A 16701-nucleotide genomic window follows, 5' to 3' on the forward strand; every position below is an offset into this window, starting at 1 on the left:
GCACGCTCTAGCTTAACCATGCGATCAAATTTTTAAAGGCGCAAAATGGGTGTTTTTTGCTGCATCGCAGCGTTTTACCCGCAGGCTTCCCATCCTGACACAGGTTTGGCGACATTAATGTGGCGCGCGGATTATAAAATTCCGAAAAAACCGAAAGGCTCACTCAAACAGATCACCAGTTGAGGGCGTCATCGTCCCATTGGCCGGCGGGTTTAGGCCCAGATGCGTATAGGCCCGCGCGCAGGCCATGCGACCGCGCGGCGTGCGCTGGATAAAGCCCTGCTGCATCAGATAGGGCTCGATCATGTCTTCGACCGCGTCGCGCGCTTCGGCAATGGCAGCGGCGATGGTTTCCAGCCCCACCGGCCCGCCATTGTAGTTTTCGATCATGGCGGTCAGGTATCGGCGGTCGAGCTGATCGAGCCCCGACGGATCGACTTCGAGGCGCGCCAACGCGCGCGCGGCGACTTTTTTATCAATGATTTCGGCCCCTTCGGCGGTCGCGAAGTCGCGCACCCGGCGCAGCAGACGCCCGGCCACGCGCGGCGTCCCGCGCGAGCGCGAAGCCACCTCAAAAGCGCCGTCCTCGCTCATCACCGCCCCCATCTTGCGCCCCGTCCCCATCACCACGCGCACCAGTTCTTCAGGCGTATAGAATTCCAGCCGAAGCGGGATGCCGAAACGGTCGCGCAGCGGCTGCGACAACAGCCCGGCCCGCGTCGTTGCCCCCACCAGCGTGAACGGCACCAGATCGATTCGCACCGTGCGCGCCGCTGGACCATCGCCAATGATCAGATCCAGTACATAGTCTTCCATGGCCGGATAGAGGATTTCTTCGACCTGCGGGCTCAGCCGGTGGATTTCGTCGATAAACAGCACATCATTGGGTTCAAGATTCGACAGGATGGCCGCCAGATCGCCGGCCTTGGCCAGCATGGGGCCGGACGTGGCGCGAAACCCGACCTTCAATTCCTTGGCCACAATCTGCGCCAGCGTCGTCTTGCCCAGCCCCGGCGGGCCATAGAACAGCACATGATCGAGCGCTTCCTTGCGCGCCGCGGCGGCCTGAACGAAGACCTTGAGATTGGCCTTGAGCGGAGCCTGCCCCACAAAGTCATCAAAGCTCTGCGGGCGCAGGGCGCGGTCCGAGGCAAAGGCCTCGACCTCGTCGTCCGTCGGTTCGCCGGAAATGATACGCGCCATGAGCTATCCTTAATAACGCGCGGCGGGGTCCCAAAACCGCTTCACACTTTTGGGGCCGCGCTGGGTTTTACGCGCGGCTTGATCCCAAAACCGCTTCACACTTTTGGGGCCGCGCTTAATTACTTACCAATCAACTTCAGAGACGCCCGGATCACCGCCGCCAGTTCGACTTCGGGGCCCAGTTCCTTGACCGCTGCCTCGACCGCCTGCCGCGACTGCGCTTCGGGAATGCCCAGCCCCATCAGGGCCGCCACGCTCTCACCATTGAGACTGGCCGTCGGGCTCACCGAGGCCAGCACCGCACCGGGGGCCATCGGCACAAAGGCTTCCCCGACCGCCAGCGCCTTACCTTTCAGCTCAATAACGATGCGCTGAGCCAGCTTGGGGCCCACCCCATTGGCCTTGTTGACCTTCGTCTTGTCCTCATGGGCTACCGCGATGGCCAGTTCGTGCGGCGTCAGTATGTCGAGCACCGACAGAGCCGCCTTAGGTCCCACCCCCTGCACGGTCAACAACTGCTGAAAGGTCTTGCGTTCGTCCTTCGACAAAAACCCGTAAAGCCGAGTGCCGTCTTCGCGCGTCTGGCTTTCGATATGCAGTATCGTTTCCTGACCATTGCCGGGCAGGTTGGCCAGGGTGCGCACCCCGCACTTGACGATATAACCCACCCCCATGACCTCGATCACGGCTTCGTCGTCTTCGATTTCCAGCAAAATACCGCGCAACCGTCCGATCATGCCGCCGCCCCTTTTTTAGCTGGTCGCGCACCTGTTACCGAAAACCGCTCCACACTTTTCGGGGTGCGCTCAAGAATCCTGTGTTTGCGCTTGTGCGCGTGGGTCACCGCCACGGCCAGCGCATCGGCCATGTCCGCCGTCAGGCCGTTTTCCGCCGTCGCCGCACGTGGCAGCAGACGCTTGATCATAAAAAGAATCTGATCCTTGTCGGCGCGCCCGGCACCCACCACGGATTTCTTGACGTCAAGCGCCGCGTATTCGGCCACGCTCAGGCCGGCCTGCGCCGGAGCCAGCATGGCCGCCGCGCGCGCATGGCCCAGTTTCAGCGTCGAAGCCGGGTTCATGTTGACGAAGGTCTCTTCGATCGCGGCTTCCTGCGGACGATACTGAAGGATGACCTTACCCAGTTCCTCGAACAGATAGAGCAAACGCACCGACAGTTCCGCCTTTTCATCAGGCAGGATGACGCCGTGCGCGACCCAGCTCAGCCGCGCCCCTTCGACGTCCAGAACGCCCCAGCCCAAACGGCGCAGGCCGGGGTCGAGCCCGATAATGCGAATCCTGTTGTTCTGCATTCGTTCAGCATTACCCCTTCGCCGCTCCCCGCGCAATCGGCAATTCTTGCCGCCGGGGTTAACCCCTGCGCAGCGCCAAACCGTGGCGTGAAACCTGCACCCACCGTCGCGAAACGAACCCAAATCAGGCCTTGGCGCGCCTGCCTGCCTCAAACTGACGCAGGAAGCGATTGTCAAGAACACCGGCTTGGGGTTAAGGTTTGGTAGTGTATTCTTAATGGGGGTTATGGACATGGCGGCACATAAGGGTCATTCCCGCGCCAATGCAGGCCTGTTTATCGGTATTGCCATCGCCGCGGGGGCAGCGGTGGCATTTGCGCTGATCAATGGCGGTGCGCCTCTGTCCGCTGGGTTTTATCTGCCGGACTGGATCAACTGGGTGCGCATCACGCCGTCCATGTCGGGCCTTCTGGCCCTGGGGCTGGTTGGCCTGCTGGTCGGGATCGTCGGCACAGTGGTCAGCTTGATGACGCCGGCACGCAAAACCCCGGTCAAGCGCACCCCCGCCAAAACCGTCGTCCCGACACCCGCTCCCGCCGTTGCAGCGGCGCCCGTTGCCGTCCCTGAGGCTGCCGAGACGCCCGCGCCAGTAGCGCAACTGGTTGCCGACAATACGCGCAAGGCATCTTTGCGCTTCGAAGCCCCGGTCGCTGCCGCGGCGCCGCCCGCGCCCGTCAGCGCTGCACCTGAGCCCGAAGCGCCGACGCAACCGCTGCCCAGCGCCGAAATCATTCCATTCCGGCCAGAGCCCACGCCCGAAACCGCAGAGGTGGTGCCCCCTGAGCCGGTCGCAGAGGCCACCGAACCGGCGACTATTGCCGAGCCTGCTGTGGACGAGACTCCGGCGATCTCTGGTGACCCGATCGCGGCGGCGCTGCTGCACGCAGGCCCCGAAGCGCGCACCGAACCTGAGGCCGCCCCGGATATCAATTCGGTCATCCATTCAGCCATGCGCTTTATCGACAGGCCTGATCCGACCTCTGTGACCAGCGTCGAGGAAGTCCATGCCGTGCGCACGCAGGAGGTTGATTCCGATGCCCCGCCACGCGCCGCGCAAACGGAGTCGCTGAGCGAGCGGATGCACGAGGCCCCGGTCGGCTCAACGGCCGAATACAAGGCCTTGTCAGAAGCCTTAGCCGACAACAACACCTTCGAAGACGCCACCCCTCTGCTCGACTCGGTGGTGCTGGAAACGACACCCGCCGAAGCCGTAGAGGCCAGAGAGCCTGCGCCGGACTCCGAGCCTGCGGTCGAAAGCGACGTCGCATCTCTGAACGCCACTGATCCACAGGCCGAGATTGCGCGCGCCCTGACGGCCGCCCTCACCCACTGGCCTGACGCCACGCGCGACATTGCCGAAGGCGAACTGCACGTGCGCCTCAGTCAGCTCTATCACGACAACGCCCTGCAAAGCCGCGAAGCCTTTGCGCGCATCGCCCAGGGCGATCTGAGCGGCGGCGCGGCGGTAATGGCACAGGAGGCGCAGGCCTTTGCCGATGCCCGCTTGCCGGAAAAGGCCGCCGAACTGTGGCGCATCTATGGGGCCCTGCACATGGGCCGCGACGATACGGCAGCCATGCACGCCTATGAACAGGTGTCGGCACTGGATACGGCCGACGGCAACATACATATGTATCTCATCCACCGCTACCGCATGGCCAATGAGACGGACAAGATGTTGCCGGTCATCGGCCGGGCATTGGGGGTGGTGACCGACCGTGACACCCGCCTTGACCTGCTGACGCAATATGCCGAACTGACCCAGGCGGGCGGCCACCTCGGCCATACGGCGCAGGCGCTGGAGGAACTGAGCCGCATCCGGGGCGAATTGTCGGCCGAAGACCCCGACAATCTCCAAAAGCGTTCCGCGCACGCCATCGCCCTGGCCAAACAGGCGCAGGTGCGTGAACTGCTGGGCGAAGGCCCGAAGGCGGCCCCGCTTTATCAGCACGCCCATCGCGTCTTTGCCGAGCTGTCGGCGCGCGTGCCGGATCACGCGGGGTTGAAGGCCATGGCTGAAAACGCCCGTCGTGACGCCGAACGGCTGAGCGCCTGAAAACCGAGGCACGTCCCTTCAAGGCACCTTGAAATCTTATAACTGAACACCGTATGGCGATGCGGCCAAAGCCGCCTGTTCGGCTTCACTTTGATGAGTCTCGCCTTATGCCTGCCCTGCCCCCCGGTCTGATGACCGTGCTTTTGCTGATCGGTTCCAACATCTTCATGACCTTTGCCTGGTACGGGCACCTGAAGGTCAAGCACGAGAAACTGTGGATCCTCATTCTGGTCAGTTGGGGTATCGCCTTCTTTGAATACTGCCTGATGGTGCCGGCCAATCGTATCGGTTACGGCGTCTTTTCTGCGGCTCAGCTCAAGACCATTCAGGAAGTCATCACCCTGTCGGTATTTGTGCTGTTTTCGGTCTTCTATCTCGGCGAAGCCATCCGCTGGACGCACATTGTGGGGTTTGCGCTGATCGCACTGGGGGCGGGTTTCATCTTCTACAAGGGGTGATGCCGGGAAGCGACAGACGAGAAACGTCACATTCTAAAGCTTTGACTCAGGCGGCATCTGTGCCACTATAGGCGTTAACCATATTTTTAGCGGCGGTATTTCGAGGGATAGGTATGAAACGCGCATTGGTAATCATGGGGGGTGTTGCGCTGATGGGGGGGCTGTCGGCCTGTAGTCCCACGCCCCGTTACGACTATGTCGATGCCCGCACTCAGGCGCAGCGCGCCGACGCCTGCGTGGCGCAGTTTGAGCCCGACGGCACGGCGCCTCAGGTGATGACCTACGACTCGCAGAGCAAGACCGAAGTTCACCTGAATCAGGACGGCAAGCTGGTGACCGTCACGGCCCAGAACAAGCCGGACTCAACCGCTCTGGGCATGGAAGGCAAGGTGGGTGGCTCACGCCCGGTGTCGTGCACCGATGCCACGGTGGCGCGCGGACGCACCGATCTGCCTAAGGACCCGCCCAAGCGCGGCAATTGGTGGTGGAAATAGATTTCCGCCAGGACGGATTTCCGAAGCGCCCGGTGCCTGCCGGGCGCTTTTTTGCTGAACCGGGCGGGCGAAAAAGACACGATGCCCCGCTATCCGGGCTCGGCAAAACTATCTAAGTGCTTTTTTATATATCCGACGTGCATAAAGCGCGGTGCGGGTGTAGTCCCGGTATGTTACGGTACTTACTGACAGGATAATCCCTTGCGTCTGGCGGCTCCGGCCTTGATGGCATTTACCTGCTTGGCAGGACAGGCGACGGCACAGACACTCGCTCAGCCCGCGCCGGAGGCCAGCCCTGCGTCCACGCCGCCTGCGACGGACGCCCCGCTTACCGAGACCCCCATCATCAGCGACGACGAGTTCGAAAAAGCTCTGCCGTCCCTGACCTCCCCGGCCATCAATCCGCAATCCGTGACACCCGCTCAGGCGACAGAAAAGCCCGCCACCTCGGTAATTACCGCGCCCGCCCCGGTCGTCGAAACGCTGGAACTGCCGCCGCTTAAGCCCGACGAAGACCCGGCCCTGACCGCGGCCCTGCCGCCGCTCGACAGCTTCAACCCGAAGGCCGCGCCCGTCATCCTAAGTGAAAATCAGCAGGCGATCCCGGCCATCCGCTATGACCTGCACATAGATGGTCTGGCGGCACTCGATCTCGAAAACCGCTTCAAGGACCTGAGCGCCCTGCAATCCGGAAAAGGCAGCGCCGCCAATGCCGCCATGCTGCGCGCGCGCCTGACCGAGGATGAGCAGACGGCACTGCGCCTGCTGAAAGGCGAAGGCTATTACGACGCCGTAGTGGTGGCGCGCATCGAGGCCCCCATCCTGCAACCCGGCGAGAGCCTTCAGGACGCCACCGGCCGCACGCAGGGCCGGGTTCAGGTGCGCGTCTCGGCACGCGCCGGGGAACGCTACAGCCTGTCTTCCGTCACCGTGAAGGCCGATCCGACCGAGCCGCCGACCCTGATTGCCGACAATCTGCCGCTAAAGGTCGGCGATCCGGTGGACGCCACCCTGATCAAATCCGCTGAGGCCAATCTGGCGCTGGTCCTGCCGCAACAGGGCTATCCGTTTGCCGATCTGGGGATGCGCGACGTGCTGATCGACCCGCAGACGCGCACGGGCGACTACACCCTGCCCGTCACCACCGGCCCGCGCGCCCGCTTTGGGGCCATCCGCTCGGAAGGCCAGCGTCAGGCCTTCGGTGACGATCATGTGCGCGTCCTGTCGCGTTTCGAGAGCGGCGACCTGTACGACAGTCGTCAGGTGGACGATCTGCGTCAGGCCCTGTCGGCCACCGGCCTGTTTGCCTCGGTGGCGGTCGAACCGGTCCTGACCGAACAAAAGAACCCCGATGGCACAACGGTCGTCGATCTCAAGGTCACGCAGAATGCCGGACGCCCGCGCACATTGGCCGGAGATATCGGCTTTTCCACCGGTCAGGGTCTGCGCACCGAACTGAACTGGACGCACCGCAATTTCCGCCCGCCCGAAGGGGCGCTGATCGCCTCGGTCATCGCCGGGACGCAGGAACAGGGTCTTGGCGTCACCTTCCGCCGCTCCAACGCCAAACGCCGCGACCGCACCCTTCAGTATGGCGCGGCCTTCAATAATCAGGCCTACGATTCCTACGAAGCCCAGACCGTGTCGTTCAGCGTGAACGTGTCGCGCGTATCGACACCTTTGTGGCAGAAGCGCTGGACCTGGTCCTACGGGGCCGAGGTGCTGGCGACGCGCGAAACCGGCTTTTCCAAACGCCGCAACGCCAATGTGCAGGATGACTACTTCTACGCCTCCGTGCCGCTGAAGCTGAATTACGACCGCTCGGACAATCTGCTCAATCCGGTGCGCGGCTGGCGCGCCGGTGTGCAATCGACGCCGACCGTGTCGCTCAATGGCGGAGCGGGCAACTTTATTGCCAATGTCGGCAGCGCCACCTACTACCGTCAGGTTAGCCCGAAGGTCGTGCTGGCGGCGCGGGCGCAACTGGCCTCTATCTACGGGGCGGAAACCTCCAATATCGCGCCGTCACGACGCCTCTATGCCGGGGGCGGCGGCTCAGTGCGTGGCTTTGGCTATCAGGAACTGGGGCCGCGCGACCCGGCCAATAACAACAACCCCATCGGTGGGCGCTCCTCAGTCGAACTGGCCTTCGAAGCGCGCTATCGCATGGGCAATATCGGCATCGTGCCGTTCATCGATGCCGGTCAGGTCTATGACAAGGAATTCCCGCCGTTTTCCGATCTGCGTTTTGGCGTCGGCGTCGGGGCGCGCTACTATACCAATTTCGGCCCCATTCGCATCGACATCGCGACGCCGATCTCACGCCGCGACGGGGAATCGCCCGTCTCCCTCTATGTCGGCATCGGGCAGGCCTTCTGATGACACAGGACCCGACCCCCGATACGCCTGAAACCGCCAAAGCGGCAATAGAGACGCAGGACCACGCGCGCTCGGAAGCGGGCGACGACCTGCCGCCGCCGGAGCGTCCGGCCCCGGTGCGTAAAGCCTTTGCGTGGCGCAAGGCGCTGATGTGGACCGGGGGGGCGGTAGGCGCGCTGCTGGTGCTGGGCGGGATCGGCGTGGCCGCGCTCGATAGCGCGCCGGGCAAGCGGTTTATCGTTTCGCAAATCACCGGCCTTAAGCCTGATAATGGTCTGAGGATCGGTGTCGGGCGCATAGACGGCTCGATCTATGGCGATTTCACCGTTCACGACCTGACCCTGTCCGATGCGCAAGGCGTCTTCCTCAAAAGCCCGGCGGTGCGGCTCAACTGGCGGCCCTTTGGGCTGCTGAACAAGCATCTCGATGTGCGCGAACTGTCGTCGCCGCGCGTCGAGTGGCTGCGGCAACCCGCCCTGAGCGAAACGGCCAAGACCACGCCGTCCGAACCCTTCACCCTGCCCGATCTGCGCATCGACGCCGAAAAGGTCGATATCAAGGCCCTCTATCTGGCCCCGCCGGTGACCGGAGACGCCCAGACCCTGACGCTTAGCGGCACGGCCCATCTGAAAAACAGGCGCGCCCTGATCGACGCGCGTCTGAGCGGCGACCGTGGCGACCGCGCCGTCCTGAAACTCGATGCGCAGCCCGATGCCAACCGCTTTGACCTGAGTGCGGCGGTCGATGCGCCAAAAGGCGGCGCCATCACGGGACTGGCCAAACTGGAGACGCCCCTGACCCTGCGGCTGGAGGGCAAAGGTGACTGGAAAGCGTGGGACGGTCGCCTCAGCGGAACGGCGGGGGATCAGCCGCTGGCCGATCTAAACCTGACGGCGCGCGACGGCCTGTTCGGTGTGAAGGGCACGGCGCGACCGCAGGCCATTGTGCCGTCGCTGTCGGACACGCTGTCTCCGGCCGTCCGTGTCGATCTTTCGACGACGTTCAGGGACCGCGTCGCCGACGGCACCCTGTCTCTCGCCGCCGATGCCCTGACGCTGAACGCCAAGGGCCGTGTCGATCTGGCAAAAGGGGCGTTCGGTGATCTGACGATCGACGCCGCCCTGCTCAAACCCGCCAGTATCGCCAAGGGGCTGAATGGCAAGGATATTGCGGCGACGCTGCGTCTGGATGGGGCGTTCAAACGCCCCCTGATCGACTATGGACTGTCGGCCGGGAGCATCGGCTTTAACGATGTGGTGGTGCATCAACTCCGCGCCGAAGGCAAGTCGCGCCTCGATGGCGACCATATCCTGATCCCGGTCAAGGCCTCGGCCAGACACATGACCGGGTTGAATGCGGCGGCGGAGTCGTTAGTCAGCAATATCACGATCAATGGTGACCTGGCCTGGTCGGACGGCCTGATCCTGTCGGACAATCTCAAAATCCGCTCGGACAAGATCAATGGCACGGCCATCATCCTCGCCCAGCCGTCGGAAGGCCGTTACGAGGGCGCCCTTAAGGGGCGTATCAATCAGTATCTGGTCGATGGGATCGGCCTGTTTAACCTGATGATCGACGCCGATCTGCGTCAGCTCAAGGCCGGCGGCTTCGGCATTGTGGGCAAGGTCGATGGCGAAAGCCTGCGCCTCGACAATAGCGGCCTGAAGTCGTTTTTCGGCGGTAACTTCAAATTTTCCGGCGCGATGAACACCACCGCCAATGGCGACGTCATCCTGCAACGCCTGACCCTGACGGCACCCGATTTCCGCCTGACCTCGGCCAGCGGTCGCCTGTCGAAAGGGCGGCTGGAGTTCAAACTGGCGGCGCAGTCGGCCAAGTACGGGCCGTTGAGCGCCGAGGCCGGGGGAACATTGAAGGCCCCCACCTTGACCCTGCGCGCGGAAAAGCCCGGTCTGGGGCTGGGTCTGCAACAGGTGGTGGCGCACATCAATAGCACGCCGCAGGGCTATGCCATCACGGCCGAAGGCGGCTCGCAATACGGCCCTCTGAAGGCCGATGTGCTGGTGCTGAAAAGCGACGGCCCGCTGACCATCGACGTGCGCACGGCGCAGGTGGCGGGTTTCAGCGCGCAAGGCCGCGTGGCACAATCAGCCAGCGGCCCCTTTACGGGCACGCTGAACCTGACCGGGCGCGGGATCAACGGCACGGCGCGTCTGCTGGCCTTTGACGCCGTGCAGGGGGCTCAGGTCTCGGCCCGCGCCAACAATGCCCTGCTGCCCGGTGAAGCCGAAATCCGCATCGGGCGCGCCATTATTGAGGCCACGGCGCGCCTTGACGAACAACCGACGATCAAGGGCGATGTGCAACTGGCCGACGTGGTCTATGGCCAGACCTACGTCGAAAAGGCCCGCGCCCGCATCGACCTCAAAGGCATGCGCGGCACGGTGCAGATGATCGCCAATGGCGACGCCGGCACGTCGTTCAATCTGGCGGCCAATGCGCAGGTGTCGCCCGATGACGCTCTGATCGCCCTGTCCGGTCGCGCCGGTCAGGTGCCGTTTGCGCTGGAACGCCCCGCCCGCGTGGTGCGTCAGGGTGAGGATTGGGTACTGACCCCGGCGGTGCTGATGACCGCCCAAGGTAAAGTCAATCTGGCTGGACGCTTTGGCGAGGTCCTCCGCGCGCAGGCGCAGTTTGATCGCTTTGACCTGAGCATCCTCAACATTATCGACCCCAATCTGGGGGTTAATGGCACGGTGTCCGGCGGGCTCGACTACACCCAGCGGGGCAAGGCCTTCCCGCAGGCCCAGATGCAGCTTAGCTTCGACAATCTGACGCGCACCACCATTGCCCGCGTTTCGACGCCCCTCGATATCCAGATGCAGGCCAGCGTCAGTGAAACCCGCTCCGAAGCGCGCGGCCTACTGCGGCAGGGCGCGGCCGATATAGGCCGCTTCACCCTCAGCATCGACCCGCGCGGTGACGGCGCGTGGACGCAGCAATTGCAAAACGGCGCCGTTTCCGGCGGCCTGCGCTTCAATGGGCCGTCCAGCGTGCTGTTCTCACTCGCTGGCCTTGGCGATCAGCAGATGACCGGCAATGTGGCGCTGGCTGCCGACCTGTCGGGCACATTGCGCCAGCCGCGGCTCAATGGTCTGGTACGCGGCAACGGTCTGGTGTACGAACACCTGACCTTCGGCACGCGCATCAGCGATATCGCTCTGGAAGGCCGCTTCTCCAACGACCGGCTGGAACTGCAAAAGTTCGAAGGCCGCGCCGGAGACGGCCGCGTGTCGGCCACCGGCTTTGTGGGCCTGAGCGCCGACGACAACTTCCCGATGAAGCTGAATGCCAAACTGGACAATGCCCGTCTGGCAGCTTCGGACGCGCTGGCCTCCACCGTGTCGGGTACGCTCGATGTCATCAATGATGCCCAGAACGGCCCGTGGATACGCGGCAATCTCAACCTGCCGCAATTCCGTTATCAGGTGGTGTTTCAGGGAGCCTCCAAGGTCGACGAGCTGGAGGGCGTGCGCATCAAGGGCGCGCGTGTCTTGGATCGCAAATCAACCCGCGTCGCCCCCACCCTGTGGAACCTCGATATCCGCCTGCGCGCCGATAACCAGATCTTCGTTTCCGGCATGGGGCTGGACTCCGAATGGAAGATGAACCTGACGGTCGGCGGCACGACGCGCGACCCGCATATCGTGGGGCGGCTCAATGCCCTGCGCGGCACCTACGCCTTCTCCGGGCGTGAATTTGACATCGACAAGGGTGAGATCATCTTCGATGGCGGCAGCCTGAACAATCCGGAAATCACCCTGACCGCGACGACCAAGGTCGATGACATCACCGGCACCATCGGTGTCTCAGGCCGCGCCCAGAACCCGCAGATCGCCTTTGGCTCCACCCCGGCCCTGCCGCAGGACGAGGTGCTGTCGCGCCTTTTGTTCGGCGAAAATGTCGCCAACCTGTCGGCGACGCAGGCCCTACAACTGGCGGCCTCGCTTCAGGCGCTTCAGGGGGGCGGGCTTAACCCGCTGGGTAAGCTGCGTTCGGTGACCGGTATTGACCGTCTGCGCGTGCTGGGGGCCGATGCCTCGACGGGCCGGGGCACGGCGTTGGCGGCGGGTCAGTACCTGACCAACGACATCTATGTCGAGATCGTCACCGATACGCGCGGCTTCACGGCCACGCAGGTCGAGATCGCCCTGTCGCGCGTCCTGTCGGTGCTGACACAGGTCGGCTCCACGACGGGCACCAGCGTCAATCTCCGATACTCGCGGGACTATTAGCGGAATGATTTTTAACGGAATTATTCCGCTCTGGGTTTATGAAACGTCATTCGCCAGAGTGTAAGCGACGATAGCATTGGCGTGACCGTGCCCCATGCCGTGTTCGGTTTTGAGCATAGAGACCAGTTCCATATGTTTGGCTGGAAGCCTCTCTCTGACCAAGGCCTGCCATTCCGCCACTGGTCGGCCATATGTTTTTTCGATCGAGGGAAAATAGGAAGCCGGTCCTTTGATCTTATCGGTCATATCCTTCTCTTTCCTTTGCATAACCGTATTATGGTGTTCACCGAGTACCGCCAAAGACAGATTTCAGCAACAATTCTGCCGAAAGGCACCCTTTCATTAATGTGCGCGCCATTGTACAGGCCTTTGCAACCGCCTTGCGCTGCAAAACGCGCGGCCCTCCCCGCCTCTACTCTGTAAGTCCCGTATGATCCGCCTCGACAATATCAGCAAGCAAAACGGCCACCAGATCCTGTTCATCGACGCCTCCATGGGCGTGCAGAAGGGCGAGAAGGTCGGGCTGGTCGGGCCGAACGGCGCGGGTAAGACGACGCTGTTTCGCATGATCACCGGGCAGGAACCGCCCGATGACGGTCAGGTGTCGATCGATGCCGGCATGACCATCGGCTATTTCAGTCAGGACGTCGGCGAAATGTCCGGGCAAAGCGCCGTCGCCGCCGTGATGGATGGCGTCGGCCCGGTGAGCGCGCTGGCTGCCGAAATGGCCGAGCTTGAGGCCGCCATGGCCGACCCGGATCAGGCCGACAACTTCGATGCGGTTATCGAGCGCTATGGCGAGGTGCAGGCGCGCTTTGAGGAACTGGACGGCTATGCGCTGGAGGCGCGGGCGCGCGAAGTGCTGGCGGGCTTAAGCTTCAGCCAGGAGCGCATGGACGGCGACGTAGGCCTGCTCTCCGGCGGCTGGAAGATGCGCGTGGCGCTGGCGCGCATCCTGCTGATGCGGCCCGACGGCATGTTGCTCGACGAACCGTCGAACCACCTCGACCTCGAAAGCCTGATCTGGCTGGAAGCCTTTCTCAAAAACTACGACGGCGCGCTGCTGATGACCTCGCACGACCGCGCCTTCATGAACCGCATCATCGGCAAGGTCATCGAAATCGACGCCGGTTCGCTGATCACCTATTCCGGCGATCTCGACTTCTACGACCAGCAACGCGCCCTGACCGAGGCACAAAGGCAGGCGCAGTATGAGCGCCAGCAGGCCATGCTGGCCAAGGAAATCAAGTTTATCGAGCGCTTCAAGGCGCGCGCGTCCCATGCGGCGCAGGTGCAGAGCCGCGTCAAGAAGCTCGACAAGATCGAGCGCGTCGAGGCGCCGCGCCGCCGTCAGTCGGTACAGTTCGAATTCCGCAGCCCCCCGCGTTCGGGCGACGACGTGCTGAACCTACGCGATGTGCACAAAAGCTATGGCGACCACGCCATCTACAGCGGGCTCGACTTCAAGGTGCGGCGCAAGGAACGCTGGTGCGTGCTGGGGGCCAATGGCGCGGGCAAGTCCACCCTACTCAAGCTGGTGGCCGGGGATACCACACCCGACAAGGGCACGGTCACCGTCGGGGCCAGTGTGAAGATGGGTTATTTCGCCCAGCATTCCATGGACCTGCTCGATGGCGAAGAGACGATTTTCGAGTCGCTGGAAGGCGCATTCCCGCAGGCCCCGCAGGGTGCGCTGCGCACCCTGGCCGGATGCTTCGGTTTTTCCGGCGACGATGTTGAAAAGCCCTGCCGTGTGCTTTCGGGCGGCGAAAAGGCGCGGCTGGTCATGGCGCGGATGCTGTTCGATCCGCCCAATCTTCTGGTGCTCGACGAACCGACCAACCACCTGGATATGGTGACCAAGGAGATGCTGGTTGCGGCGCTGGCCGATTTCGAAGGGACCATGCTGTTCGTCTCGCACGACCGTCACTTTCTGGCGGCCCTGTCCAACCGCGTACTGGAACTGACGCCCGACGGCGTGCACGAATACGGCGGCGGCTATACGGAATATGTGGCGCGCACCGGTCAGGAAGCACCGGGCCTGCACCCGAACGGGTAAGCTCCGGTTAACCCTGTCGCTTACCGGAATGTTCACGCGCATCGGATATCATGGTTACTTCCGCAATCCAGCGGTAAGTATCTTTGCCCATGACCGTTCCGCTTACCCCCCCTGCCTCCCTGTCCTGCCGTTATATGGAGGGCGACGCCACTGAGCTGACGCAACTCAAGGGAGAGGCCGTAGATGCTATAGACACCGCCATGGTGATCACCGACACCAGCGGCCGGTTTCTGTATGTCAACGAAGCGTTTCGCAACCTGCTTGGGTTCAGCGCCTCGGAGTTAAGCGGTCATACGCTGGGGGATCTGTGCCGCCTGCATTCGGATTCGTGTGAGCACCTCGAAGACATACTGAGCGACGTCCACCGCAACGGTCAGCGCAGCGGCGAGCTGCTGGTTCATGATCGCAACGGTCACCCGATGTGGGTGTCTTTCAGCGCCACCGCCATGACCGACGCCGCCCATCGCCGTCGCGTCATCGCCACGGTCAGCGACATCACCTACGCCAAGCTGAACGAAACGCTGCAATGTCTGGTGTTCGACGCGCTCTTACAGGATAAGCCCCTGTCCGAAACCCTGTCCCTGCTCTGCCTTGAAGTGGGACACATGGTGCAGGACGTCAGCATGTCGGTCCTGCGCGTGGCGGAGGGAAAGCTAAGCCCACTGGCCGCGCCAGGATTACCCGACTGGTACAATGCCGCCATCGAAGGCCTCGCCATTGGCCCCGTTGTCGGCTCGTGCGGGACCGCCGCTTGGCGCGGCGAGCCCGTCATGGTCAATGACATGCGCTCCGATCCCCTGTGGGCGCCTTATCAGGCATTGGCCGAGCCGCTGGGTTACACCGCCTGCTGGTCCACGCCCTTCAAGGACAAGGCAGGCAAGGTCATCGGCACCTTCGCCTTCTATTCAACCCAGCCGTTCGTCCTCAATACCTTCGTGCAGAGCATTGTCGATGTCTGCACACAGTTATGCACCCTGGCTTTCGAAAAGGATGCTTTTCAGACACGTATTCAGTATCTGGCCCATCATGACTCCCTGACCGGCTTGCCCAATCGCGGCTTCTACCAGACACGTCTGGCCGAAGAAGCTGCGCGTGCCACACGTCAGAAGACGCAACTGGCCCTGCATCTGATCGACCTTGACCGCTTCAAGGAGGTCAATGACACCATGGGGCACATGGTCGGCGACGAAGTGCTGATCACCGTTGCCGAAACCCTGCGCGATCTGGCCAGCCCCGGCGACGTGCTGGCGCGACTGGGGGGCGACGAATTCGTCTTTCTTCAGGTCGGCGTGACCCAGCGCGCTCAGGCCGAAGCCAAGGCCGAGGCGCTGGTCAGCGCCCTTCAATCGGAGATGCACGCACAATTTGGTCATCAGGCCCCCGATGTCGGGGCCAGCCTTGGCTTTGCCCTCTATCCCGACGAAGGCCCGACGCTTGATCGCCTGACGCGCCACGCCGATATGGCGCTGTATAAGGCCAAAACGGATGGTCGCGGCTGCTGGCGCGCCTTCGATGCCACCATGGCCGAGGCCCTGCGCCGCCGTCGCCGCCTTGAGGCCGATCTGCGTGACGCGCTTGCGCACGGTCAGCGAGGCCTGTCGCTGGTCTATCAGCCGCAGTTCTGCCTGAACCTCAATCGTTTCATCGGTTATGAGGCTCTGGTACGCTGGACGCACCCGGAACTGGGGGCGATCCCGCCGTGTGATTTCATTCCGGTGGCCGAAGAGGCCGGCCTGATCACCGCTCTGGGGCAATGGATATTGTCGCGCGCGCTGGAAACCGCCGCCACCTGGCCTGCGCATCTGAACCTTGCGGTCAATCTGTCGCCGTTGCAAATCTGCGAGGGCGATCTGACCCGCTATGTGCAGCAGGAACTGATCCGCACGGGCTTCCGGCCGCAGCGTCTGGAACTGGAGGTCACCGAAGGCGTGCTGATCGAAAACACCGACCGCGCCCTGCACGTGCTGCGCCAGCTCAAGGCCATGGGCGTGCGTATCGCCATGGACGATTTCGGCACCGGCTATTCCTCGCTCTCCTACCTTCAGACCTTCCCCTTCGACCTGATCAAGATCGACCGTAGCTTTGTCGAAGGTCTGACGCCGTCGCCGGACCGCAAGGTGCACAAGCACGGCATACCGGCCGAAGCGATCGTGCGCGCCGTTATCGGTATGGCGCACGCTATCAACATACCGGTCATCGCCGAAGGCGTGGAAACTCAGGAACAGATGGACCTGCTGCGCGACATGGGTGCCGATGCCGTACAGGGCTATCTGATCGGGCGGCCGCAGGCCTATTGCCTCAGTGAAGCGCCGCCTGCGCTTTTGGCAGCGGGTCAGCGCTGAGGCCCTAGCGGCGCGGGCCGATGACAGGCCTCTGCCCCGGTTGTGGCTTTGACTTTGACGCCACCCGGTCGCTATTATACTGGGTCTGAGTCGCCGACACCTGCGGCTTGATTGAGAGCGGCAGAGGTCGCGAGAGAGACTT

The 16701-nt window shown here is 63.0% G+C and carries 11 protein-coding genes; 7 read left to right on the forward strand and 4 right to left on the reverse strand.

Going from position 1 to position 16701, the window contains the following annotated elements; translation table 11 throughout:
• Positions 1 to 159 precede the first annotated feature (159 nt).
• The 3 genes from ruvB to ruvC form a co-directional block, all read right to left on the reverse strand.
• Positions 160 to 1203 carry a Holliday junction branch migration DNA helicase RuvB gene (gene ruvB / locus EM6_RS05290; protein WP_126420813.1) on the reverse strand — a complete coding sequence of 348 codons (1044 nt, stop codon included), beginning with the start codon at positions 1201 to 1203 and terminating at the stop codon, positions 160 to 162.
• Positions 1204 to 1322: 119 nt separating this feature from the next.
• Positions 1323 to 1940 carry a Holliday junction branch migration protein RuvA gene (gene ruvA / locus EM6_RS05295; protein WP_126420815.1) on the reverse strand — a complete coding sequence of 206 codons (618 nt, stop codon included), beginning with the start codon at positions 1938 to 1940 and terminating at the stop codon, positions 1323 to 1325.
• Positions 1937 to 2515 (reverse strand): crossover junction endodeoxyribonuclease RuvC, encoded by a 579-nt coding sequence (ruvC, locus tag EM6_RS05300; protein ID WP_126420817.1) that lies wholly within the window; start codon positions 2513 to 2515, stop codon positions 1937 to 1939. Before ruvC ends, ruvA begins: the two co-directional genes overlap by 4 nt.
• A 232-nt stretch (positions 2516 to 2747) precedes the next feature.
• On the opposite strand from ruvC, the gene EM6_RS05305 reads away from it, so the two are divergent.
• From EM6_RS05305 to EM6_RS05325, 5 genes are all read left to right on the forward strand, one after another.
• Complete coding sequence (locus EM6_RS05305; protein ID WP_126420819.1) at positions 2748 to 4571, forward strand: hypothetical protein; 1824 nt, start codon at positions 2748 to 2750, stop codon at positions 4569 to 4571.
• 107 nt (positions 4572 to 4678) lie between these two features.
• Entirely contained in the window at positions 4679 to 5029 is a 351-nt protein-coding gene (locus EM6_RS05310) for a DMT family protein (RefSeq protein WP_126420821.1), read from the forward strand.
• 113 nt (positions 5030 to 5142) lie between these two features.
• Positions 5143 to 5523: a hypothetical protein gene (locus EM6_RS05315; protein WP_126420823.1), complete on the forward strand. Its 381-nt coding sequence runs from the start codon at positions 5143 to 5145 to the stop codon at positions 5521 to 5523.
• 201 nt (positions 5524 to 5724) lie between these two features.
• Positions 5725 to 7902, forward strand: a complete 2178-nt coding sequence (locus EM6_RS05320; protein ID WP_197723594.1) for an autotransporter assembly complex protein TamA — start codon at positions 5725 to 5727, stop codon at positions 7900 to 7902.
• On the forward strand, positions 7902 to 12158 hold the full coding sequence (locus EM6_RS05325) for a translocation/assembly module TamB domain-containing protein (RefSeq protein WP_126420825.1): 4257 nt from the start codon (positions 7902 to 7904) through the stop codon (positions 12156 to 12158). The genes EM6_RS05320 and EM6_RS05325 overlap by 1 nt, the downstream gene beginning before the upstream one ends.
• Before the next feature lie 36 nt (positions 12159 to 12194).
• Here EM6_RS05325 and EM6_RS05330 read toward each other — a convergent pair whose 3' ends face one another.
• Positions 12195 to 12404, reverse strand: coding sequence for a DUF4287 domain-containing protein (locus tag EM6_RS05330; protein ID WP_126420827.1), 210 nt, complete (start codon positions 12402 to 12404; stop codon positions 12195 to 12197).
• Between the two features lie 184 nt (positions 12405 to 12588).
• On the opposite strand from EM6_RS05330, the gene EM6_RS05335 reads away from it, so the two are divergent.
• Both EM6_RS05335 and EM6_RS05340 read left to right on the forward strand, forming a co-directional pair.
• Positions 12589 to 14217, forward strand: a complete 1629-nt coding sequence (locus tag EM6_RS05335) for an ABC-F family ATP-binding cassette domain-containing protein (protein ID WP_126420829.1) — start codon at positions 12589 to 12591, stop codon at positions 14215 to 14217.
• Between the two features lie 89 nt (positions 14218 to 14306).
• A complete protein-coding gene (locus EM6_RS05340) occupies positions 14307 to 16559 on the forward strand; it encodes an EAL and GGDEF domain-containing protein (protein WP_126420831.1) in 2253 nt (750 codons plus the stop codon).
• Positions 16560 to 16701: the final 142 nt, after the last annotated feature.

It is taken from the genome of Asticcacaulis excentricus, assembly GCF_003966695.1.
Lineage (GTDB): Bacteria > Pseudomonadota > Alphaproteobacteria > Caulobacterales > Caulobacteraceae > Asticcacaulis > Asticcacaulis excentricus_A.

Bases quoted from the DNA above. Each gene is read 5' to 3' on its own strand.
- EM6_RS05335 (WP_126420829.1), top strand. From the start codon at position 12,589: ATGATCCGCCTCGACAATATCAGCAAGCAAAACGGCCACCAGATCCTG.
- ruvC (WP_126420817.1), bottom strand. From the start codon at position 2,515: ATGCAGAACAACAGGATTCGCATTATCGGGCTCGACCCCGGCCTGCGC.
- EM6_RS05340 (WP_126420831.1), top strand. From the start codon at position 14,307: ATGACCGTTCCGCTTACCCCCCCTGCCTCCCTGTCCTGCCGTTATATG.
- EM6_RS05305 (WP_126420819.1), top strand. From the start codon at position 2,748: ATGGCGGCACATAAGGGTCATTCCCGCGCCAATGCAGGCCTGTTTATC.
- ruvA (WP_126420815.1), bottom strand. From the start codon at position 1,940: ATGATCGGACGGTTGCGCGGTATTTTGCTGGAAATCGAAGACGACGAA.
- EM6_RS05310 (WP_126420821.1), top strand. From the start codon at position 4,679: ATGCCTGCCCTGCCCCCCGGTCTGATGACCGTGCTTTTGCTGATCGGT.
- ruvB (WP_126420813.1), bottom strand. From the start codon at position 1,203: ATGGCGCGTATCATTTCCGGCGAACCGACGGACGACGAGGTCGAGGCC.
- EM6_RS05325 (WP_126420825.1), top strand. From the start codon at position 7,902: ATGACACAGGACCCGACCCCCGATACGCCTGAAACCGCCAAAGCGGCA.
- EM6_RS05330 (WP_126420827.1), bottom strand. From the start codon at position 12,404: ATGACCGATAAGATCAAAGGACCGGCTTCCTATTTTCCCTCGATCGAA.
- EM6_RS05315 (WP_126420823.1), top strand. From the start codon at position 5,143: ATGAAACGCGCATTGGTAATCATGGGGGGTGTTGCGCTGATGGGGGGG.